Genomic DNA, 21,275 nt, shown 5'->3' on the forward strand with positions numbered 1-21,275 from the left:
ATGTGAAGACTGTATTCACATAAGAAATTCATGAGGAGGGAATTTCCCGATGTCGGAAAGCGAACTGCCGCTGAGCGGGCTTGTCGTTGTCGATATGAGCCAGTTTCTGTCGGGGCCTTATTGCTCGTTGCGTCTGATGGATCTGGGCGCACGCGTCATCAAGATTGAACGGCCCGATGGTGGCGATCTCTCGCGCAGGCTTTATCTGAGCGACACGGAGATCGGCGGCGATTCCACGATTTTTCATGCGATCAATCGCGGCAAGGACAGTCTTGCGATCGACCTCAAAAATCCTGACGATTTGGCTGCTTTGAAAAAGCTTCTCACACAGGCGGATGTGCTGATCCAGAACTTCCGTCCCGGTGTCATCAAGCGTCTTGGCCTTGACTACGACGCCGCTAAAGAAATCAATCCGCGTCTCGTCTATGCATCGATCAGCGGCTATGGCGAAGAGGGGCCATGGGTCGGGCGTCCGGGGCAGGATCTGCTGGCGCAGGCGCGCTCGGGCCTGATGTGGCTCAATGGCGATGAAGGGCAGGGGCCGGTGCCATTTGGTCTGGCGGTTGCCGATATGCTGGCGGGTGCAGCCGCAGCGCAGGGCATTCTTGCAGCACTGGTTCGGCGCGGCATCACCAATAAAGGCTCGCATGTCGAAACCAGCCTTCTCGAAGCGCTGGTTGATTTCCAGTTTGAAGTGCTGACCACCCACCTTAACGATGGTCGTCGTCTGCCAAAACGTTCCGATTTCCGCAGCGCCCATGCCTATCTTGCTGCTCCCTATGGCGTCTATCCGGCAGCGGACGGCTATCTTGCCATCGCCATGATGCCGATTGCGAAACTGGCAGCATTGCTTGAAACAGATGCGCTTTCGCCTTTTATCGACGATCCGAAAGTGGCTTTCGCCAAGCGCGATGAGATCAAGCGTCTGATTGCCGAATGTATTGCCAAGAAAACTGTCGATGAATGGCTCGCCATTCTGGAACCTGCCGATATCTGGTGCGCCCGCGTTCTCAACTGGGAAGAACTGCTCGCAAGCGAAGGGTTTTCGACCCTCGACATGCTCCAGACGGTAACGCGTGAGGATGATGTTTCCATTACCACGACACGTTCGCCGCTGCGCATCAACGGACAACGCCCAAAGGTGGCACGTGCTGCACCGCGTATTGGCGAAAACAGCAAAGAAATTCGTGAGGAGTTCGGTCTATGAGTACGATCAAGCTGAAAGGCATGACCTGGAGCCACCCGCGCGGCTATGATCCGATGGTTGCGGGTGCCGCACAATGGCTCGCGGACAAAGGCGTCGAGATCGAGTGGGAAAAGCGGTCGCTACAGGATTTCGAAACCTTTCCGGTTGAGGAACTGGCGCGCAATTTTGATATGATCGTGATCGACCATCCGCATGTGGGGCAGATCACCAAGGAAGGCTGTCTGCTGCCGCTTGATGTGCCGGGCCGCGAAACGGAACTGAAAGCGCTGGCCGACGGTTCGGTCGGTCAATCCTTCCCAAGCTATAACTGGCAGGGGCGGCAATGGGCGTTTCCGCTCGATGCAGCAACACAGGTTCAGGCATGGCGTCCGGACCTGATGGATAAACCAGCCACTTCATGGGGCGAGGTGCTGCGTCTTGCCCGCGCCGGGAAAGTTCTGCTTCCACTGCGCTCGCCGCATTCGCTGATGTGTTTTTATACTCTCGTTGCCAATGCTGGAACGCCGTGCTCTGTGGAAGGCGAGCTGATCTCTGTTGAGGATGGTGTCAAAGCTTTCGAGCAACTGCGCGAGATCGCTTCGCTAGTAAAGCCGAAATGCTTCGGCATGGACCCGATTGCCGTGTTTGAGGAAATGGCAAAGCCAGATTCGGATATTGCCTGCTCACCGCTGATCTACGGCTATGTGAATTATGCCATGCCGGGCTTCCGCGATCGCCTGATCCGTTTTGCCGATATTCCAGCGGGTGCGGCGGGTGTTGCTGGTTCTGCTCTGGGTGGCACAGGCATTGCAGTTTCTGCCTTCAGCAAGCATCCTGAAGCGGCAATCGACTTTGCTTATTGGATTGCCAGTGGTGACGTGCAAAAGGGGCTTTATGCGGCGTCCAACGGCCAGCCCGGACATGCAGATGCATGGGAAGACGATACCGTAAACAATGCAACTTCAGGCTTTTATCGCGACACGCGCGCGACGTTGGAAGGCGCATGGGTGCGTCCGCGTCACGATGGCTATATGCCGTTTCAGGAAGCGGCGTCGGAACGCATCAACAAAGGCTTGCGGGAGAATGAGAAGGCGGAGGTCGTCATCGCCGATCTCAACCGGCTTTTCCGCGAAAGCTTCTGATTTATATGGAAAGGCTGGCGGCGTGCCGCCAGCCTGATTGGTTTTATAGTTTCCAGAGGCGCGTTGCATTCTCAGAGAGAAGCAGCGCTTTTTCGTCTTCGCTGCATCCTTCAAGAAGCGCATGGGTTGTGGCCACCCATGTCGAAAGTCCGGCATCGACATTGCTTGCCAGTGTGCAGACAGGCCAGTCGCTGCCCCACACAATCCGCTCCCAGCCGAAGGCCTCAATGACATGCTCCACATAGGGACGTACCGTGTCGACGGTCCAGCTTGTCTGCTCGGCATAGGCCACTACGCCGGAAATCTTTGCCGTCACATTGTCGCGCTGCGCAATCTCGGTAATGCCCTTTTTCCAGCCGTCCAGCGCACCTGACTTGATGTCCGGAACGCCGCAGTGATCGAGCACGAATTGCACGTCCGGGGCAAGATCGGCCAGCGCAAGTACCTTGTCGATCTGATGTGGGAGTGTGCAGAGATCGAAGGTCAGGCCAGTGCCTTCCAGCCGCTTGATATTCTCGCGGAAAAGAACACCCTCGGAAACGTCATCAGGTACGACATGCAGCACACGACGAAAGCCTTTGACGAAAGGATTGCCAAGCTGCAATTCGAGATACTCGGGAAAGCCCGGTTCTTCCGGGCGGCAGGAGGCAATTGCACCTTTTATGAAGCCATCATTCGCGATTGAAATATCCTGAACATGGTGCGTCTCGGCTTGAATGCTATCAGCCGCAACATCCACTTCCATATGCAGTGCTGCCTTGATGCCGCAGCGCTCAGCCTGCTTCCGATAGGTCTCAAACAGAAAATCGCGGTCGAGCGCCGGTACATCCCCCAGCCATGGGTAAGTCAGCGCGCTTTTGTCTATCAGATGCAGATGGGTATCGATAATCATGAAAACTCTCCTCCGATGACATACTTTCAAAAAAGAAGAGAGTTTTCAAATAAGAATTATCGGCATTGCTTAGTCGGTTGCCCCGATATCGGAGCCAACCAGTTTCGACAGGTCTTTGACGGTCTTTTGAAGCAGGCTGATGGTCTGCGTAATGTCGGGTGCTGAAGCCGAATTGACGAGTGTCACATAGGGACAGGTCAGTGATGCAATGCAAGTACCATCCGGGCCGAGAATCGGGGCCGAGAGATTGTAGACGCCTGCCACCTGAGCGCTGGGCATCATTTCATAGCCACGTTCGCGAATCTGGTCGAGGCGCTCGTAGAAACTCTCATCGAGCTTCACGCTTTCACCGTCTTTTGCATATTCGGCAATCATCATCTTGCGTTCTTCCGGTGACCGGAAGGCGAGAAGCACATGGCCGGAACCGGTATCGAACAGACTGATATGCGAACCGACGCGGATTGAGATGCCCCAGTAATCCGGAGCCTCCTGCTGTGCAATGACAACGACAGATCCCCGGTCAAACACGGCAAGCTGGTTGGCCTGCTTTGAGCGGTCGGCAAGTTCACGCATGAAAGGCGTGGCAAAGGAAGCAAGTCTGCGCACCGGTGCATGAAGGTGTGCAAGACCGAACAGCTTGAGCGTCAGTGAGTAGCGGTCGCCCTCGAGCTTGGTCACGTAACCGCGCTTCACCAGGCGATCCAGCATCCGGTAAAACTCGTTGGGGCTGCGGTCGAGGTGTTTGGCGATTTCTGCCTGTGTCAGCCCACCATCCACGCTCGCAAGCAGTTCCAGAATATCCAGTCCTTTGTCCAGCGCGGGCGCGCGGTAGCGATCGTCTGTTTCCAAGTTGGCTCCCCTCATGAATATCCCTCTTCATATACGAACAACCAGGAATGCGAAAGTCGCAAATGTGCGGAAACTCGCCTTGACCGGTTTTGAATAATATGTTTGCATATAAATACCAAATTCACAATTGGGGGCGGACCGGGGAAAAGTCCGTCGTGAGGAGGAGAAGCATGATGAGTTTCAAAACGTCCTGCCTGGCGGGAACGGCTCTACTGGCGTTGGCAATGGGTTCCGCTGGTGCGGCCGATTTGCCGGGTAAATTTGAAGGCGTGACGGTAAACGCCAAGCTGATCGGCGGTCAGCAATATGAAGCGCTGTATTCGCGCATTGCCGAATGGGAAAAAGCGACCGGTGCCAAGGTCAACATCCTGTCCAAGAAGAACCACTTCGAACTGGACAAGGAAATCAAGTCGGACATCGCTTCTGGTTCGATCAACTGGTGCGTCGGCTCCAACCATTCGTCCTTTGCGCCGCAATATCCTGATCTCTATGCCGACCTGAATGGTTTGCTTCCATCGGGCGAAATCGAAGGTTTCGTGCCATCGGTGATTAAGGCTTCGACGCTTAACGACAAGCTGGTCATGCTGCCGCGCGCGCAGTTCGACGTCTCGGCGCTCTACTATCAGAAGAGCCTTTACGAAGACGACGCCAAGAAGACCGCGTTCAAGGAAAAATACGGCTACGATCTGGCACCGCCAAAGACCTGGAAAGAAGTTTCCGATCAGGCTGTGTTCTTTGCCGATCCACCGAATTTCTACGGCACGCAGTTTGCGGGCAAGGAAGAGGCGATCAATGGCCGCTTCTATGAAATGCTGGTCGCAGAAGGCGGCGAATATCTCAAGGACGGCAAGCCTGCTTTCAATTCTGAAGCCGGTGTCCGTGCGCTCGACTGGTTCGTCAATCTCTACAAGGCCAAGGCCGTTCCTGCAGGCACCACCAACTATCTGTGGGATGAGCTCGGCGCTGGCTTTGCATCCGGCACCATTGCAATCAACCTGGATTGGCCGGGCTGGGCGACCTATTTCAACGATCCAAAGTCGTCGAAGGTCGCAGGCAATGTCGGTATCGTTCCGCCTCCGACAGGTTCTTCCGGCAAGCGCACCGGCTGGTCGGGTCATCATGGCTTCTCGGTCACCGAATCCTGCGGCACCAAGGAAGCGGCTGCTTCGCTCGTCTGGTTCCTGACCAACGAGGATTCGCAGAAGCAGGAATCGGCTGCTGGCACGTTGCCAACCCGCACCGCTGTCTGGGATTATGTCATCGAACAGGCTGCTTCCGATCCATACAAGAAGGAAGTGCTCTCCGTGTTCCAGGAAACGGCAAAGACCGCTTTCCCGGTTCCGCAGACCCCATCCTGGATCGAGATTTCCAACGCTGTTTATCCTGAACTTCAGGCAGCTATTCTTGGCGACAAGACCTCGCAGCAGGCGCTTGACGATGCAGCCAAGAAGGCAACGCAGATCCTTGAGGATGCTGGCGAACTCTAAGCACGCCGTTTGATTTAAACTATGACTTCATGGCCCGCTTTGAACGGGGCGGGCCATTCCAAGCACATCCCAAAAAGTGCGTAGCGGTTTTTGGATAAGATACGCGTATGCCTTGATGCTGCTTATCAACGCACCGCTTCGGAAGAACAATGTTTAAACGAATTTCCCCGCCGGTTCTGCTTTTGCTTCCGGCCATTATCATCCTCGCAGCGGTGGTTCTGTTTCCCCTCGCGCTTTCGCTTTATTCAAGCTTCACGCCGTTCCGGCTGACGCGCCCTGACAGCCTGTTCAACTTCATCGGCTTGCGCAACTATCAGCGCATCATGAGTGATTGGGTGTTCTGGGCTGCATTCATCCGCACGGTGATTTTCCTCACCATCGCGCTCAATCTGGAAATGCTGCTCGGCCTTGGCTTGGCACTGCTCATCAATAAGGCCACCCACGGTCAGCGTGTTTTGCGCACGCTGATGATGTTCCCGATGATGTTTTCGCCGGTTCTCGTCGGCTTCCAGTTCAAGTTCATGTTCAACGACAATATCGGTCTCGTGAACAATGCGCTGCAATCTCTGGGCATCACCAGTCAGGCTATTCCATGGCTGATCGACGGCAATCTGGCGCTGTTTGCGATTTTGCTGGCAGAAGTCTGGATGTCGACCTCGGTGTTCGCGATCCTTATTCTGGGCGGTCTTCTGTCCATGCCGCAGGACCCGGTTGAAGCCGCGCGCGTCGATGGCTGCACGCCATGGCAGACATTCCGCTATGTCATCTGGCCTTATCTGATGCCCTTTGCTTTCATCGCAATGACCATTCGTTCGCTCGATGTGGCCCGCGCTTATGACATCGTGAAGATCATGACCGATGGTGGCCCGGCACGCCGAACCGAGCTGATCTGGACGCTGGTCGGGCGCACCGCCTATTCGGATGCGCAGATGGGCTTGGCCAATGCCATGGCCTATGTCGCGATCCTGCTCTCGATCCTCTTCACCGTAATGTTCTTCCGCAAGCTTGCAGCCGCACGCGCGCAAATTGGAGCGGAGTGGTAATCATGGCATCAACAACGCTCTCCAATAACCAGCATCGCCTGCTGCGCCGCGTCAAGAAAGTCGCCTATCTTATCGGCCTGTTTCTCGCGATGGCGATCATTTGTCTGCCCGGTCTGTGGATCGTGCTGTCCTCGCTGCGTCCGCCGGTCGAAATTATGGCAAAGCCGCCGGTCTGGATTCCGCAGGAAATCACGCTTGATGCTTATTATGCGATGTTCTCAGGCGCAGGCGGCGGCGGTATTCCTGTCTGGGATTATTTCCGCAACTCGCTGATTATCTCGGTCACATCCACCATCATCGCGCTGATTGTCGGCGTTTCGGGTGGCTATGCCTTTGCGCGCTTTCGCTTCTGGGGCAAGTCGACGACATTCCTCGGTCTTATGCTGACGCGCTCGGTGCCGGGCATTGCGCTTTCACTGCCGCTCTTCATGCTCTATTCGCGCATCGGCATTATCGACACGCATTTTGGTCTCATCGTCACCTATGTGGCGCTCAATGTGCCGTTTACGATTTGGCTGATCGACGGCTTCTTCCGTCAGGTACCGAAGGATCTGGCAGAGGCTGCCCAGATTGACGGTTGCACGCGCTGGCAGGCCTTCTGGCAGGTGGAATTTCCGCTGGCCGGTCCCGGCATTGCGACTGCTGGCATCTTCGCCTTCCTCACCTCATGGAACGAGTATGCGCTGGCTTCCCAGCTTACTCGCTCGGTCAATTCCAAGACCCTTCCAGTCGGTCTTCTCGATTACACCGCTGAATTCACCATCGACTGGCGTGGCATGTGCGCGCTGGCGGTCGTGATGATTATTCCGGCGCTGACCCTCACATTCATCGTTCAGAAGCACCTTGTTGCTGGTCTGACGTTCGGCGCGGTTAAAGGTTGATATAAAATGGCTCAGCTTTCCATTAAAAATCTCGTCAAGCGCTACGGCAATGTCGGCGTGGTGCATGGCATCAATCTCGAAATCGCCGACAAGGAGTTCGTGGCGCTGGTCGGTCCATCCGGCTGTGGCAAGTCCACGACGCTGCGCATGATTGCAGGTCTTGAGAGCATCTCCGACGGCGCGCTCGAAATCGGCGGCAAGGTGGTCAACGATCTGCCGCCGCGTGATCGCAACATCTCCATGGTGTTCCAGTCCTATGCGCTTTATCCGCATATGTCGGTGCGCGAGAACATGGGCTTCTCGCTCAAAATCGCCAAGCAGCCGCAGGCGGAAATCGACCGTCGCGTCAATGAGGCCTCCGCCATTCTTGGCCTCGAAGCGCTGATGGAACGCCGTCCAGCACAGCTTTCGGGCGGCCAGCGCCAGCGCGTTGCCATGGGCCGCGCCATCGTGCGCAATCCGGAAGTGTTTCTGTTCGATGAACCGCTTTCCAACCTCGACGCGAAGCTGCGCACGCAAATGCGCACGGAGATCAAGAAGCTTCACGCCAAGGTGCAGTCTACAGTCGTTTACGTGACGCATGATCAGGTTGAGGCCATGACATTGGCCGACCGCATCGTCATCATGCGCGACGGCCATATCGAACAGGTCGGAACTCCGGATGAAGTGTTCAAGCGCCCGGCGACGCAGTTTGTTGCGGGCTTTATCGGCTCGCCGCCCATGAATATGGCCGAGGCAACCGTGCAGGGTTCGGAACTGGTTTTTGCCAGTGGTGACCGTCTGCCAGTGCCTGCACAGTTCAAGGCCAAGGTCACAGATGGCGCCAAGGTCACGTTCGGTCTGCGCCCGGACGATCTGTTTCCGAAAGGCCATGGGCTTTCATCGGGAGACGCCGTTCATGAGGGCGAATTGCGCGTTTCGATCACCGAGCCGCTTGGCAATGAAACGCTGGTCTTTGTCGAATTTGCCGGCAAGGAATGGGTGGCGCGTATGCTGAACCCGCGTCACCTCAATTCCGGTGAAGCGATCTCCATGCATTTCGATCTGTCGCAGGCGCATCTGTTTGATGCGGCAAGCGGCAAGAGTCTGGCGGTATAGTTATGGCGCGTATTGAAAAAGTCGAACTGCGCATGGTCGACCTTCCACCGAAGGTCAAGCGCACCGATGCGATCCAGAGCTTTGTCAGTCAGGAAACGCCGATTGTTACCATCACCGACAGTGATGGTGCGGTCGGTACGGGCTATAGCTACACCATCGGCACTGGCGGCTCGTCCGTCATGCGGTTGTTGAGCGATCATCTTGTGCCGCTGATTATCAATGAAGATGCGGATTGCATCGAGGCGATCTGGCGCAAGCTGGAATTTGCAACCCACGCCACAACTATCGGTCCGATTACCGCTTTGGCGCTCGCGGCCATTGATACGGCACTTTGGGATTTGCGTGCGAAGAAACAGAACCTGCCGCTGTGGAAGCTTGCTGGCGGTGCCAAGGATCGTTGTCCGCTGTACACGACCGAAGGTGGTTGGCTGCATATCGAGAAAGAAGCGCTGGTCGAGGATGCGTTGCAGGCCAAGGCCAAGGGCTTCTCCGGTTCCAAGGTGAAGATCGGCAAGCCGCATGGCTCAGAGGACTATGCGCGTCTTTCGGCTGTGCGTGCAGCCGTGGGCGATGGCTTTGAGATCATGACCGACTGCAATCAGGGTTTTACGGTAGACGAATCCATTCGCCGTGCCGAACGCCTGAAAGAACTCGATCTCGCTTGGATTGAAGAACCACTTCCGGCGGATGATCTTGATGGCCATATCCGCCTGACCCGTTCCACCCCGACACCGATTGCGGTGGGTGAATCCATCTATTCGATCCGCCATTTCCGCGAATATATGCAGAAGGGCGCTTGCTCCATCGTGCAAGTGGATGTGGCGCGCATCGGCGGCATCACGCCTTGGCTGAAAGTGGCACACGCCGCAGAAGCTTTTGATATTCCGGTCTGCCCGCACTTCCTGATGGAACTGCATGTCAGCCTCACCTGTGCCGTGCAGAACGGGCGTTACGTCGAATATATCCCACAGCTTGATGATCTGACCACCAAGGGCATGGAAATCCGTGATGGTCATGCCATTGCGCCATCTGAGTCGGGCATTGGTATTTCGTGGGATTGGGATGCCGTGCGTAGTCGTTCTGTTTCCGAATTCACCCGCGAGATCGTGAGATCATAATGGCGCAAAGAATGGGCATGGTGATCGGGCTTCAGCCTGAAAAGATCGCAGAGTATAAAAAGCTGCATGCGAGCGTGTGGCCCGAAATTCTCGCGCTCATTTCCGAATGCAACATCACCAATTACACGATCTTTCTCAAAGAGCCTGAGAACCTGCTGTTCGGCACATGGGACTATGTCGGCACCGACTTTGAAGCCGACATGAAGAAGATGGCCGATAACCCGAAAAATCAGGAATGGTGGGCCGTTTGCATGCCATGCCAGAAGCCGCTTGAAACCCGCAAAGACGGCGAGTGGTGGGCAATGATGGAGGAGGTTTTCCATCATGACTGAGACTTTTGATCCCAAGAGCCTGCGCCAATGGTGGGCCAGGCCGTCGAAGCCGAAGCCCATCGTGATCTTCGGCGCGGGCAGCATTGTCGGCGACGCGCACCTGCCCGCCTACAAGAAGGGCGACTTTCCGGTTGCGGGCATTTTCGATCCTAATTTTGATAAGGCCAAAGAACTCGCCGACAAATGGAATGTGAAGACTTTTGCCAGCCTTGAAGAAGCGATTGCGGTTGAAGACGCGATCTTCGATCTGGCAACGCCGCCTTCTGCTCATGCTTCGATCCTCGCGCAATTGCCGGAAGGTGCGGCTGTTCTGATCCAGAAGCCGATGGGCAGCGATCTTGTTGCAGCCACGGAAATTCTGAAAGTTTGCCGTGCGCGCAATCTCAAAGCTGCGGTCAATTTCCAGCTACGCTTTGCGCCGATGATGTTGGCACTTTACGATGCTGCCGATAAGGGCTTGCTTGGTGAAGTGGTGGATTTCGACGCGTGGCTGGCGCTTGCGACCCCTTGGGGTCTGTGGCCGTTCCTCAAAGGTCTACCACGCATCGAGATTGCCATGCATTCGATCCATTATCTGGATTTCGTGCGTGGTTTGCTCGGCAATCCGCTCGGCGTTCACGCCAAGACCATCGGTCATCCGAACCACGAAGTTGCCCAGACGCGCACAGCTGCGATTCTTGATTATGGCAACCGCGTGCGTTGTGCGCTGTCGATCAATCATGACCATGATTTTGGCCGCAAATTTCAGGCTTGCGAGTTTCGCATCTGCGGCACCGAAGGTGCTGCCTATGTGAAACTGGGCGTCAATCTCGACTATCCTCGTGGTGAGCCGGACGAGCTGTGGATCAAGCCAAAGGGCGACGACGACTGGGTGCAGGTCGCACTTCAAGGCGCGTGGTTCCCGGACGCATTCTTGAACCGCATGGCGCAGTTGCAGCGCTTCGCGATTGGCGAAGACGCTGAACTTGTCGGCTCGGTCGAAGATGCCTGGCACACCATGGCGCTGGTCGAGGCCGCCTATCAGTCGAGCGCTGCGCCCGCCACGCCGCTTGCCGCAAAACCGGAGGTCTGATTATGGCCGAACAGAAAATCTACTACGAAGATTATGAAATGAACCATGTGCGCTTCACCACGGGCCGCACCATCACCGAAACGGATTTCGTGGTTCACGCCGGGCATACGGGCGATTTCTTTCCGCATCATATGGATGCGGAATTCGCCAAGACCCTGCCGGGTGGTCAGCGCATTGCCCACGGCACAATGATCTTTGCAATTGGTGTCGGATTGACCGCAACGCTGATCAATCCGGTTGCATTTTCCTATGGTTATGATCGTCTGCGCTTTATTCGTCCGGTTCATATCGGAGATACGATCCGCACGCGCGTGACAATCAGCGCCAAGGAAGATGACCCGAAGAGGGCCAATATGGGCCGCGTTACCGAGCGGTGCGAAGTGCTTAATCAGCGGGATGAAGTGGTGCTGGCTTGCGACCACATCCTGCTTGTCGAACGGAAGGCTTGAAAATGACGATACGATTTGATGGAAAAACCGCACTGGTGACAGCCGCCGCTCAGGGCATTGGCCGTGCAAGTGCGCTGGCTTTTGCGGAAGCTGGCGCCAAGGTCTATGCGACCGACATCAACGAGGCCGCACTCAAGGAAATCGAAGGCGTTTCGGGCATTATCACCCGCAGGCTCAACGTGCTTGACGAGACGGAAGTGAAGGCAGCGGTCGCCGAGATCGGTCAGGTCGATATCCTGTTCAACTGCGCGGGCGTCGTCCATGGCGGCTCAATCCTTGAGATGAAGGACGAAGACCTCGACTTTGCCGTCAATCTCAACGTCAAGGCCATGATCCGCACCATTCGCGCCGTGCTGCCGGGAATGCTGGAACGCAAGGACGGTTCTATCGTCAACATGGCGTCGGTCGCTTCGAGCGTGAAGGGCGTGCCGAACCGCTTTGCTTATGGCGTCACCAAGGCGGCGGTCATAGGCCTCACCAAGGCTGTCGCTGCCGACTACGTTGCCAAGGGCATCCGCTGCAACGCCATCTGCCCCGGTACGGTTGAAAGCCCGTCGCTTCAGGACCGTCTGCGTGCGCAGGGCGATTATGAAGAACAGCGCGCAGCCTTCATCGCGCGTCAGCCAATTGGCCGTATCGGCCAGCCGGAAGAAATCGCCGATCTCGCGGTCTATCTCGCAGGTGCCACGTACACCACCGGTCAGGCGTATAACATCGATGGTGGCTGGACGATCTAGAGCTATCGCTATTCAGGCTCTGGCGGCCTGCAAACGGTATTCTTCTGCGCTTCCGGTGCTCATGTACCTTTAAGTACATTCCGCTCCGGTTCTCGAAAACACCATTTTCGGCACGCCATAACCTGAATTTCGACAGCTCTAGGCATTTCCACCGCCCCCAATTTTATCCCCTCAAGGAGTAAACTCATGAAATTTCTTCGCTATGGCGAAACCGGTCAGGAAAAGCCGGGCCTTCTCGATGCAGACGGCAATATCCGTGATCTTTCCGCCCATGTAGGCGATCTTTCCGGCGCGGCTCTGGCCCCGGATGCACTGGCCAAGCTCGGTGCGATCGATATCAATTCGTTGCCGAAGGTCGAAGGCAACCCGCGCCTCGGTCCATGCGTTGCAGGCACCGGCAAGTTCATCTGCATCGGCCTCAACTATGCCGATCACGCTGCAGAATCCGGCATGGCCGTTCCGCCAGAACCAGTTATCTTCATGAAGGCCACCTCGGCCATCGTTGGCCCGAACGACGATCTGCTCATCCCGCGCGGTTCGGAAAAGACCGACTGGGAAGTCGAACTCGGCATCGTTATCGGCAAGACCGCGAAATATGTTTCGGAAGATGATGCGCTTGATTATGTCGCGGGCTACTGCACGCTGCACGACGTCTCGGAACGCGCTTTCCAGATCGAGCGCGCCGGTCAGTGGACCAAGGGCAAATCCTGCGACACGTTCGGCCCGACCGGCCCATGGCTGGTGACGAAGGACGAGGTTGCCGATCCGCAGAACCTTGGCATGTGGCTCAAGGTCAATGGCGAAACCATGCAGGACGGCTCGACCAAGACCATGGTCTATGGCGTACGCCACCTCGTTTCCTATCTCTCGCAGTTCATGTCTTTGCAGCCGGGCGATATCATCTCCACCGGTACGCCTCCTGGCGTTGGCATGGGCATGAAGCCACCGCGCTATCTCAAGGCTGGCGATGTTGTCGAACTCGGCATCGAAGGTCTCGGCACGCAGAAGCAGAACGTGCGCGCTGACGTTTAACTTTTTTGAGCATGCTCTGATCACGGATAAATCATGACGAAAATCACTGATCTGCGCGTCTTCGATCTCCGCTTCCCGACTTCGCAAAGTCTGGACGGCTCTGACGCGATGAACCCGGACCCGGACTATTCGGCAGCCTATGTCATCCTCGATACGGATGACGGGCCGCTGAAGGGCCATGGCCTGACCTTCACCATTGGACGCGGCAACGACATTTGCTGTCAGGCGATTCTCGCCATGCGTCATCTGGTCGTGGGTGCCTCGATGGATGATTTCCTCGCGGCCCCCGGCAAGTTCTGGCGCTACCTAACCGGTGACAGCCAGCTGCGCTGGATCGGTCCGGACAAGGGCGCGATGCATCTTGCCACCGGCGCTGTCGTCAACGCCTTCTGGGATTTGGCTGCAAAGCAGGCTGGCAAGCCGGTATGGCGGCTTGTGGCCGACATGTCGCCGGAAGAGATCGCCGATATCGTCGATTATCGCTACCTCACCGATGCACTGACCCGCGACGAAGCTGTCGAAATTCTGCGTAAAGCGGAAGCCGGCAAGGCTGAGCGTATCGCGAAGCTCGAAGCCAAGGGTTATCCTTGCTACACGACGTCTGCTGGCTGGCTCGGCTATGACGATGACAAGCTGCGTCGTCTTTGCCAGGAAGCGATTGATGAAGGCTTTAATCATGTGAAGATGAAGGTTGGTCGCGATCTGGAAGACGATATTCGTCGTCTCACCATCGCACGTGAAGTGATCGGCCCGGATCGTTATCTGATGATCGACGCCAATCAGGTCTGGGAAGTCGATCAGGCAATCGAGTGGGTCAACAAGCTTGCCTTCTCCAAGCCCTTCTTCATCGAAGAACCGACCAGCCCGGATGATGTTGCAGGCCATCGCAAGATCCGCGAAGCCATTGGCGATGTGAAGGTTGCGACTGGTGAAATGTGCCAGAACCGCATCATGTTCAAGCAGTTCATCGCAGAAGGCGCTATCGACATCGTTCAGATCGATTCATGCCGCATGGGTGGCCTGAATGAAGTTCTGGCCGTGCTGCTGATTGCTGCGAAGTATAACAAGCCGGTTTGGCCACATGCAGGCGGCGTTGGCCTGTGTGAATATGTGCAGCACCTTTCCATGATCGACTATGTGGCCGTTTCCGGCACCATGGACGGTCGTGTGATCGAATATGTCGATCACCTGCACGAACACTTCATCGAGCCATGCATCATCAAGGATGCGGCCTATATGCCGCCATCGCTGCCGGGCTTCTCGATTGAAATGAAGCCGCAGTCGATTGCGGAATATACGTTCAAGGGTTGAGAGCCAGTTTTCGGCTTATCGTAAAATAAAAAGCCGCGCTGAAAAGCGCGGCTTTGCTTTTAGAGAAAGCGGATCATCAGTGCGCCGGAAAGCAACAGCACCGCACCGGCAATGCGCCCGGCGGTGATTTCACGCACCGCAACGCCCATGAAGCCGATGCGGTCAGCAGCCAGTCCGGCCATCAATTGTCCAGCAACAGCAAGCCCCATCACGGCAGCAGCCCCGATGCGCGGCGTCAGCAACACCGATGCGGTCACATAGATACAGCCAAGCGCACCGCCAGCCACGAACAGCCAGCCCGCAGGCACGTTGAACGCTGGCATCGCACCCGTCGCGCGCGCGGTAATTCCGGCGATAACGGCAAGGATGACGGCACCGGAAAGAAACGAGATCGCAGCAGCTGTTACCGGCGATCCCAATCCACGAGCCAAGGCTGCATTGATTGGCGCCTGAATAGCAATACAGGCACCGGAAAGGATGCCGAACAACGTCCAGAGCATGGAGATTTCCTCGCTTGGTGAAGAACCTGGAAGGAACAAATGGAATGATTAGTCCTTGCAGAGGATAATCGTCAGGTCAATATTTCGAGCATGATCACGCCGAATACAGAGGCCTGATTGAACAAGTATTTTTGCTACGACTATTGAAGGGCTTAAAGTGGTGCCCGGAGGCGGATTCGAACCACCGACACGCGGATTTTCAATCCGCTGCTCTACCAACTGAGCTATCCGGGCATCCGTAACAAGCAGTTAGCTCGTTCGAGGCGGTGTTGGTTCCCGCCGGAAGTGGGTGGGTTATAGCATTAAATTTCGCGCTGTCCAGCACCGTATCGCAATTTTTATCAGCTTTTCTCACATCTTTGATAAATAACTGATTTTATTGGAGGAAGCCACTTTGAGAGAGGCTTAGTTTCCTTCTTCTTCCTCTTCGTCAATCGGCTTTCCCGGCAGGACATAGCTGCCGGATAGCCAGCGATTGAGGTCGATGCTTTTACAGCGTGGCGAACAGAACGGATAGGATTCGCGCGATGAAGGCTTTCCGCATTCCGGGCAGGGGCGCGTCGGACGCAATGGCGTCACTCGTGCACCTGCTGCGGTTGATATGTCCTTCTTGTCGCTCATACCTGCTCTCAGACTTTCCCGCTGTTCCAGTTAGCGTAAACCGGGTAGTCGACGTCGTTCAGCAGGCTGATAGTTTCCTGCAGCGGCAATCCCACGACGTTTGTATAGGAGCCAACCAGCTTCACAACGAAACTACCGGCCAGCCCCTGGATTGCATAGCCGCCGGCTTTCCCTCGCCATTCACCAGACGAGAGATAGGCATCCATCTGCTGGCGGGATAACCGTTCAAAACGCAATCGTGTTTCAACCAGTGTCTGGCGCAAATTCCCGTTCGGCAAGACAAGGCTCACTCCTGTGAACACCTTGTGCGTACGCCCGGAAAGCAGCCGCAGGCATTCTCTTGCCTCGTCGGCAATCTCCGTTTTGGGGAGAATGCGCCGGCCCACGGCTACAACAGTATCAGCAGCAAGAATGAAGGCACCGGCGAAATTCGCATCGTCCTTCAGTTGCTCTTGTGCCTTGCGCGCCTTCTCCCGCGACAGACGTCGCGCCAGCGAGCGCGGGTGTTCCGCGCGCTGCGGCGTTTCATCTATATCAGCCGGATGAATGTGGTCCGGTTCGATGCCTGTCTGCCCCAGAAGCTCGATCCTGCGTGGAGAACCGGAGGCAAGAACCAGCTTGTGTTGCGCGCTCATCGAATAGACATTTCCTGGAACGGGAACGGATTGCTTACTTGAAGCGGTAGGTGATGCGGCCCTTGGTCAGATCGTAAGGGGTCATCTCAACCAGAACCTTGTCGCCGGCCAGAACGCGGATGCGATTCTTGCGCATACGGCCTGCCGTATGGGCGATGATTTCATGTTCGTTCTCGAGCTTCACGCGGAACATAGCATTCGGCAGCAGTTCCGTAACAACACCCGGAAATTCTAGGACTTCTTCTTTCGCCATGCGATACCTGTGTCTTTCTTTGATAAAATGCCGCTCTCGAGCGGTCTTTAGGTCGGAATTTGCGCGGAACCTATATGATTAGGCGGCATTTGTGAACAACGGAATTCCGTGAACTTGATGCTGGAACATTTCCAGCAAAAGTGCGAAGCCGTTTTGCGTCGGATAATGCGACAAAACAAACAGTTAGAGCGGTTCCGCCGATTCCGTATTAGCCGGAACCGTTCTTGTCAAAACGCTGCATGATTTGCCGCTTCAGGCGGTCCCGCACATCGCGATAAGCCGCCATGATCTGGCTTCGGCTGCCGGTTACCAAGGTCGGGTCCGGCGTCGGCCAATATTCGACATCAACCGAGAACCCCCGCATTCGCTCCAGCACAGTATGGTGGGCAAGTGGTGTCAGCGTTACAATCAGGTCGAAATATCCATCAGCAAGTTCTTCGAGGCCACGCGGTTGCCGGTTATCAAGCGACAAGCCTTCCTCTTGAAGTACAGCATCGACAAACGGATCACGTTCACCCCGCTTCACACCTGCAGAAGCTACATAAATATTGGGTGGCAGGGCCTGTCTTGCAAGTAACTCCGCCATGGGTGAACGAATTGCATTCTTGCCGCAGACAAAAAGCAGGGACTTGGGCAGGCTCGATTTATGATCTTCGTCGCCGTCGGCGCTGAAATTCACGGGAGGGGCATCGGTGATGACCATCAATGATCAGCCTCTCCAGTGCAGGACGCAGACAAGTGTGAAAAGCCGCCGTGCCGTGTTGAAATCAACCTCGATCTTGCCCTGCAGCCTGTTCTGGAGCGTCTGCGATCCTTCATTGTGCAGGCCGCGCCGTCCCATGTCGATTGCTTCGATCTTGCTTGGTGTGGCCGACCGGATCGCCTGATAATAGCTTTCACAAATCATGAAATAATCCCGCACGACGCGCCGTAAGGGCGTGAGCGAGAGAATATGAGTTGCGACGTCTTCACCGGCCTCCCGGGTGATGGCGAAGATCAGTCGCGATTCCATCAGCGAAAGCTTGAGACGGTACGGCCCTCCCGTGTCGTCTCCGATCGGGTGGAAGGAATTTTCTTCGATGAGGTCAAAAATGGCCACCGCACGTTCATGCTCGACGTCAGGCGTCGAGCGCCCGATGGATTCATCGAGCTCGACGTCAACAAGGCGTGCATTTGGAACAGCGGCGGTCATGTCACCTCATAGATTCAGCCGGATAGCGACAGACTGCGCGTGTGCGTCAAGGCCTTCGGCGCGGGCAATCTCGATTGCCGCAGGTCCGAGCACGCGCAGTTGATCAGGGCCGAGTTTGAGAAGCGACGTGCGTTTCATGTAGTCGAGAACCGACAAGCCGGACGAAAAGCGCGCCGAGCGCGCCGTCGGCAGAACGTGGTTACAGCCGCCGACATAATCGCCGATCACTTCCGGCGTATAACCGCCGATGAAGATCGATCCCGCATTGCGGATTTTTGGCAGCAGGGCTTCCGGATCGGCTGTGGCGATTTCCAGATGCTCGGCTGCAATGCGATTGGCAAGCGGGATGGCTGCCTCGAAATCCTCGACCAGAATAACCGCGCCGAAATCACGCCAGCTCGCGGCGGCAGTTTGCGCGCGCGGGAGATTGCGGAGCTGTCGTTCGACAGCTTCTTCGACAGCCAGAGCAAGAGCCTCATCATTAGTCATAAGGATCGATTGCGCAGCGGTATCGTGCTCCGCTTGAGCAAGGAGGTCAGCGGCGATCCAGTCGGGATTGTTGTCCTTGTCAGCGATGACCAGCACTTCTGATGGCCCGGCGATCATGTCGATGCCAACCGTGCCGAAGACGATACGTTTGGCCGCCGCAACATAGGCGTTGCCGGGGCCGACGATCTTGGCAACCGGACTAATTGTTTCGGTGCCATAGGCGAGGGCTGCGATAGCCTGCGCGCCGCCGACACGATAAATCTCGGAAACGCCAGCCAGACGTGCTGCCACCAGAACCAATGGATTGAGAATGCCGTCAGGTGCTGGAACCACCATGACAATGCGCTCTACACCTGCCACCTTGGCTGGAACAGCGTTCATCAATACGGAACTTGGGTAGCTTGCCGTGCCGCCCGGAACATAGAGCCCCACAGCTTCGATAGCGGTCCAGCGCGAACCGAGCTCAACGCCAAGCGCATCCGTATAACGATCATCTTTCGGCAACTGCCGCGCGTGGTGTTTCTCGATGCGCTCGTGAGCAAGCTTCAGCGCTTCGATCGTCGATGCCGGGGCTATGTCGAATGCGGCATCGATTTCAGCTTCAGTGACCGCAATTCCGGTTTTTTCGAGATCGATCCGGTCAAAGCGCCGGGAATAGTCGATGAGCGCACTGTCACCTTCACGACGCACCCGTTCAACGATCTCGCGGGCCGCACGATCGACATCCTCGGACGCCTCGCGTTTGCTGGCCAGAAATGTCGCGAAATTATTCTCGAAATCGGGATCGGTTTGTCTGAGCGTCTTGACCACGCTTCTGTTCCTTCAAATATGCTTTGCCAGACTGGCGTCTGGCTGACGAAAGACGGTTTTGTATAACCCTCTCTTATGCCAGGGCGCTAAGATGCTGACGCTATCCAAGCCCTGAAAATGCTCAATCGCCACACGGGCTTTCCAAATCTCGATGATTCAGCTCATCAAGGTTTGGTATTAGACGTTATGGCGAGGAAGTGATTCTGTTTCCCATGCCGCGCCAAGGTCCGTCATTTGCGCTTCGATACATTCCACTTCAAGACGGATAGCCGCATTTGCCGAGAAAGTCAGTTCTATTGTTCCGGCAGGTGTTTCACCGGCCGTGAACTGAATGGCCATCAGGGAAAGCACTTCATCCGGTTTCTGGCGGTCAATGCCGACTGCCTTGGCTGCGATCACACGGTTGAAGTGCAGAGCGGTGCGCCTGCGCTGGTATTGCGGCTTGCGCAGGAACTTCGGTTTGCTTTCTTCCCAGACAAAACGGTTTGCCGTGAGAACGAAGCGCTTCTCGTTCCCGAGATACTGAAGGTCGGATACTTTCAAAACTGCGTCCTGAAGATGAGCGGACAGGACCTGCAAATCCTCCTCATCCAGCGCCACAAGCTTCAACATCTCCATACTCCAGCACCACTTTCCGTTGTCGGTTAATAACTGCTCCCAACAGGCAGAAAATCAATCACCCGCTCGGCCGATTATCAACTTGGCATGTCAAAACAAAAAAATCGACAGGCTTTTCAAGCCTGTCGCCCTTCGATGGGAATCTTTAGCGTTGCGCAAGAAAAAGCCGGAGCGATGAATGTCACTCCGGCTTGGTCAGATCAGCCACTGATACGTTCTACTGTCGCGCCGCAGCGTGACAATTTTTCTTCCAGGCGCTCAAAGCCGCGATCCAGATGATACACGCGGTTGACCATGGTTTCGCCCTCAGCAGCAAGGCCAGCGATCACAAGCGAAACCGAAGCCCGAAGATCCGTTGCCATCACCTGCGCGCCTTTGAGGCGTTCTACGCCTTCGACGGTTGCAGTCTGGCCGGACAGAGAAATCTTTGCGCCAAGACGTGCCAGCTCCTGCACGTGCATAAAGCGATTTTCAAAAATGGTTTCCGTGATGCGCGACGTTCCCTTGGCCTTGGTCATCAGGCCCATGAACTGCGCCTGCAAGTCGGTCGGGAAACCGGGGAAAGGATCCGTGGTAACGTCGACGGGATGGATACCATGACCGTTACGGACAACGCGGAGGCCGCTATTGGTCTCGGTGATTTCAGCTCCGGCCTGTCGCAGCGTTTCGAGAGCGGCAGAAAGCTGGCTTTCCTGAGCACCTTCCAGAAGCACATCGCCGCCGGTCATGGCGACGGCCATGGCATAGGTGCCGGCTTCGATACGGTCTGGAATAACACGAACGCGCGCACCCGACAGGTTGGTGACCCCATCGATATGGATAGTGCTGGTTCCGGCGCCGGTGATCTTGGCGCCCATTGCATTAAGGCAGTCGGCAAGATTGACGACTTCCGGCTCGCGGGCGGCATTTTCGATGACGGTTTCGCCCTTGGCGAGGGCCGCTGCCATCAGCATGACATGGGTCGCGCCGACGGAGACCTTCGGGAACTTATAGCGTGCGCCGACGAGACCGTTTCTGGCTTTCGCCTTGGCGTAGCCGTTTTCGATTTCGATGTCGGCTCCAAGAGCTAATAAGGCTTCGAGGAGAAGGTCGACCGGGCGTGTCCCGATAGCGCAGCCGCCCGGCAGGGAAACATTTGCTTCGCCCATGCGGGCGAGAAGCGGCGCAATAACCCAGAAACTCGCACGCATCTTGGATACGAGTTCATAGGGTGCAGTGGTGGTGACGATATTACGGGCAGTAAAATGGATCGTACGTGAATAGGCTCCATCCTGATGCTCGCGACGTCCGTTAACCGAATAATCCACGCCGTGATTGCTGAGGATGCGGATCAACTGTTCGACGTCAGCCAGATGCGGCACATTTTCGAGCGTCAGCGTATCGTCGGTCAGAAGCGAGGCGATCATCAACGGCAGAGCGGCGTTTTTTGCGCCGGAGATTGGAATGATGCCGTTGAGCTTGTTGCCACCAACGATTTTGATGCGATCCATGCTGTGTCACCTTCTGGGCCGATACCTTGCCCGATAAA

At 56.1% G+C, this 21,275-nt stretch carries 24 protein-coding genes and 1 tRNA gene; 13 read left to right on the plus strand and 12 right to left on the minus strand.

Annotated features, from left to right (window positions below; translation table 11 throughout):
- Window positions 1–49 precede the first annotated feature (49 nt).
- Window positions 50–1,207, plus strand: a complete 1,158-nt coding sequence (locus tag ABDF71_RS02760; RefSeq protein WP_010658076.1) for a CaiB/BaiF CoA transferase family protein — start codon at window positions 50–52, stop codon at window positions 1,205–1,207.
- Entirely contained in the window at window positions 1,204–2,328 is a 1,125-nt protein-coding gene (locus ABDF71_RS02765) for an extracellular solute-binding protein (RefSeq protein WP_151662941.1), read from the plus strand. Before ABDF71_RS02760 ends, ABDF71_RS02765 begins: the two co-directional genes overlap by 4 nt.
- Before the next feature lie 43 nt (window positions 2,329–2,371).
- Here the strand turns inward: ABDF71_RS02765 and ABDF71_RS02770 are convergent, their stop codons facing one another.
- Both ABDF71_RS02770 and ABDF71_RS02775 read right to left on the minus strand, forming a co-directional pair.
- On the minus strand, window positions 2,372–3,220 hold the full coding sequence (locus tag ABDF71_RS02770) for an amidohydrolase family protein (RefSeq protein WP_010658078.1): 849 nt from the start codon (window positions 3,218–3,220) through the stop codon (window positions 2,372–2,374).
- A gap of 69 nt (window positions 3,221–3,289) precedes the next feature.
- Window positions 3,290–4,084 carry an IclR family transcriptional regulator gene (locus ABDF71_RS02775; RefSeq protein ID WP_010658079.1) on the minus strand — a complete coding sequence of 265 codons (795 nt, stop codon included), beginning with the start codon at window positions 4,082–4,084 and terminating at the stop codon, window positions 3,290–3,292.
- Window positions 4,085–4,239: 155 nt separating this feature from the next.
- Between ABDF71_RS02775 and ABDF71_RS02780 the strand changes: the two genes are divergently transcribed.
- The 11 genes from ABDF71_RS02780 to ABDF71_RS02830 all read left to right on the plus strand — a co-directional run bounded on the left by ABDF71_RS02780 (window position 4,240) and on the right by ABDF71_RS02830 (window position 14,629).
- Complete coding sequence (locus ABDF71_RS02780; RefSeq protein ID WP_029925839.1) at window positions 4,240–5,556, plus strand: ABC transporter substrate-binding protein; 1,317 nt, start codon at window positions 4,240–4,242, stop codon at window positions 5,554–5,556.
- A gap of 149 nt (window positions 5,557–5,705) precedes the next feature.
- A complete protein-coding gene (locus ABDF71_RS02785) occupies window positions 5,706–6,599 on the plus strand; it encodes a carbohydrate ABC transporter permease (RefSeq protein WP_010658081.1) in 894 nt (297 codons plus the stop codon).
- A 2-nt stretch (window positions 6,600–6,601) separates the two neighbouring features.
- On the plus strand, window positions 6,602–7,480 hold the full coding sequence (locus tag ABDF71_RS02790) for a carbohydrate ABC transporter permease (protein WP_011982491.1): 879 nt from the start codon (window positions 6,602–6,604) through the stop codon (window positions 7,478–7,480).
- 6 nt (window positions 7,481–7,486) lie between these two features.
- Window positions 7,487–8,578 (plus strand): ABC transporter ATP-binding protein, encoded by a 1,092-nt coding sequence (locus tag ABDF71_RS02795; RefSeq protein WP_043062392.1) that lies wholly within the window; start codon window positions 7,487–7,489, stop codon window positions 8,576–8,578.
- Between the two features lie 2 nt (window positions 8,579–8,580).
- Window positions 8,581–9,696, plus strand: a complete 1,116-nt coding sequence (locus tag ABDF71_RS02800; protein ID WP_029925834.1) for a mandelate racemase/muconate lactonizing enzyme family protein — start codon at window positions 8,581–8,583, stop codon at window positions 9,694–9,696.
- Window positions 9,696–10,028 (plus strand): L-rhamnose mutarotase, encoded by a 333-nt coding sequence (locus ABDF71_RS02805; RefSeq protein ID WP_029925831.1) that lies wholly within the window; start codon window positions 9,696–9,698, stop codon window positions 10,026–10,028. The genes ABDF71_RS02800 and ABDF71_RS02805 overlap by 1 nt, the downstream gene beginning before the upstream one ends.
- Complete coding sequence (locus ABDF71_RS02810; protein WP_029925829.1) at window positions 10,021–11,100, plus strand: Gfo/Idh/MocA family protein; 1,080 nt, start codon at window positions 10,021–10,023, stop codon at window positions 11,098–11,100. Before ABDF71_RS02805 ends, ABDF71_RS02810 begins: the two co-directional genes overlap by 8 nt.
- 2 nt (window positions 11,101–11,102) lie before the next feature.
- Window positions 11,103–11,549 carry a MaoC/PaaZ C-terminal domain-containing protein gene (locus tag ABDF71_RS02815; RefSeq protein ID WP_500060998.1) on the plus strand — a complete coding sequence of 149 codons (447 nt, stop codon included), beginning with the start codon at window positions 11,103–11,105 and terminating at the stop codon, window positions 11,547–11,549.
- A 2-nt stretch (window positions 11,550–11,551) separates the two neighbouring features.
- Entirely contained in the window at window positions 11,552–12,286 is a 735-nt protein-coding gene (locus tag ABDF71_RS02820; RefSeq protein ID WP_029925827.1) for an SDR family oxidoreductase, read from the plus strand.
- Between the two features lie 186 nt (window positions 12,287–12,472).
- Entirely contained in the window at window positions 12,473–13,318 is an 846-nt protein-coding gene (locus ABDF71_RS02825; protein WP_029925824.1) for a fumarylacetoacetate hydrolase family protein, read from the plus strand.
- A gap of 33 nt (window positions 13,319–13,351) precedes the next feature.
- Window positions 13,352–14,629 (plus strand): L-fuconate dehydratase, encoded by a 1,278-nt coding sequence (locus ABDF71_RS02830; protein WP_151614944.1) that lies wholly within the window; start codon window positions 13,352–13,354, stop codon window positions 14,627–14,629.
- A 59-nt stretch (window positions 14,630–14,688) separates the two neighbouring features.
- Here the strand turns inward: ABDF71_RS02830 and ABDF71_RS02835 are convergent, their stop codons facing one another.
- The 10 genes from ABDF71_RS02835 to murA form a co-directional block, all read right to left on the minus strand.
- Window positions 14,689–15,129 carry a DMT family transporter gene (locus ABDF71_RS02835; RefSeq protein ID WP_029925820.1) on the minus strand — a complete coding sequence of 147 codons (441 nt, stop codon included), beginning with the start codon at window positions 15,127–15,129 and terminating at the stop codon, window positions 14,689–14,691.
- Window positions 15,130–15,287: 158 nt separating this feature from the next.
- Window positions 15,288–15,363: transfer RNA gene (locus tag ABDF71_RS02840), tRNA-Phe, on the minus strand.
- 171 nt (window positions 15,364–15,534) lie between these two features.
- On the minus strand, window positions 15,535–15,750 hold the full coding sequence (yacG, locus tag ABDF71_RS02845) for a DNA gyrase inhibitor YacG (protein WP_010658092.1): 216 nt from the start codon (window positions 15,748–15,750) through the stop codon (window positions 15,535–15,537).
- Between the two features lie 8 nt (window positions 15,751–15,758).
- Window positions 15,759–16,385: a Maf-like protein gene (locus ABDF71_RS02850; RefSeq protein WP_010658093.1), complete on the minus strand. Its 627-nt coding sequence runs from the start codon at window positions 16,383–16,385 to the stop codon at window positions 15,759–15,761.
- A gap of 34 nt (window positions 16,386–16,419) precedes the next feature.
- Entirely contained in the window at window positions 16,420–16,638 is a 219-nt protein-coding gene (gene infA / locus ABDF71_RS02855; RefSeq protein ID WP_002965531.1) for a translation initiation factor IF-1, read from the minus strand.
- 208 nt (window positions 16,639–16,846) lie between these two features.
- Window positions 16,847–17,341: an arsenate-mycothiol transferase ArsC gene (locus tag ABDF71_RS02860; protein WP_043062393.1), complete on the minus strand. Its 495-nt coding sequence runs from the start codon at window positions 17,339–17,341 to the stop codon at window positions 16,847–16,849.
- A gap of 6 nt (window positions 17,342–17,347) precedes the next feature.
- Window positions 17,348–17,830 (minus strand): UPF0262 family protein, encoded by a 483-nt coding sequence (locus ABDF71_RS02865; RefSeq protein WP_010658095.1) that lies wholly within the window; start codon window positions 17,828–17,830, stop codon window positions 17,348–17,350.
- A 6-nt stretch (window positions 17,831–17,836) separates the two neighbouring features.
- A complete protein-coding gene (gene hisD, locus ABDF71_RS02870) occupies window positions 17,837–19,129 on the minus strand; it encodes a histidinol dehydrogenase (RefSeq protein WP_011982501.1) in 1,293 nt (430 codons plus the stop codon).
- A gap of 177 nt (window positions 19,130–19,306) precedes the next feature.
- Window positions 19,307–19,747, minus strand: a complete 441-nt coding sequence (locus ABDF71_RS02875; RefSeq protein WP_010658097.1) for a DUF2948 family protein — start codon at window positions 19,745–19,747, stop codon at window positions 19,307–19,309.
- Window positions 19,748–19,947: 200 nt separating this feature from the next.
- Window positions 19,948–21,237 carry a UDP-N-acetylglucosamine 1-carboxyvinyltransferase gene (gene murA / locus ABDF71_RS02880; RefSeq protein WP_010658098.1) on the minus strand — a complete coding sequence of 430 codons (1,290 nt, stop codon included), beginning with the start codon at window positions 21,235–21,237 and terminating at the stop codon, window positions 19,948–19,950.
- Window positions 21,238–21,275 lie beyond the last annotated feature (38 nt).

The sequence above is a fragment of the Ochrobactrum sp. WV_118_8 genome (genome assembly GCF_039631535.1).
Classification (GTDB): domain Bacteria; phylum Pseudomonadota; class Alphaproteobacteria; order Rhizobiales; family Rhizobiaceae; genus Brucella; species Brucella anthropi.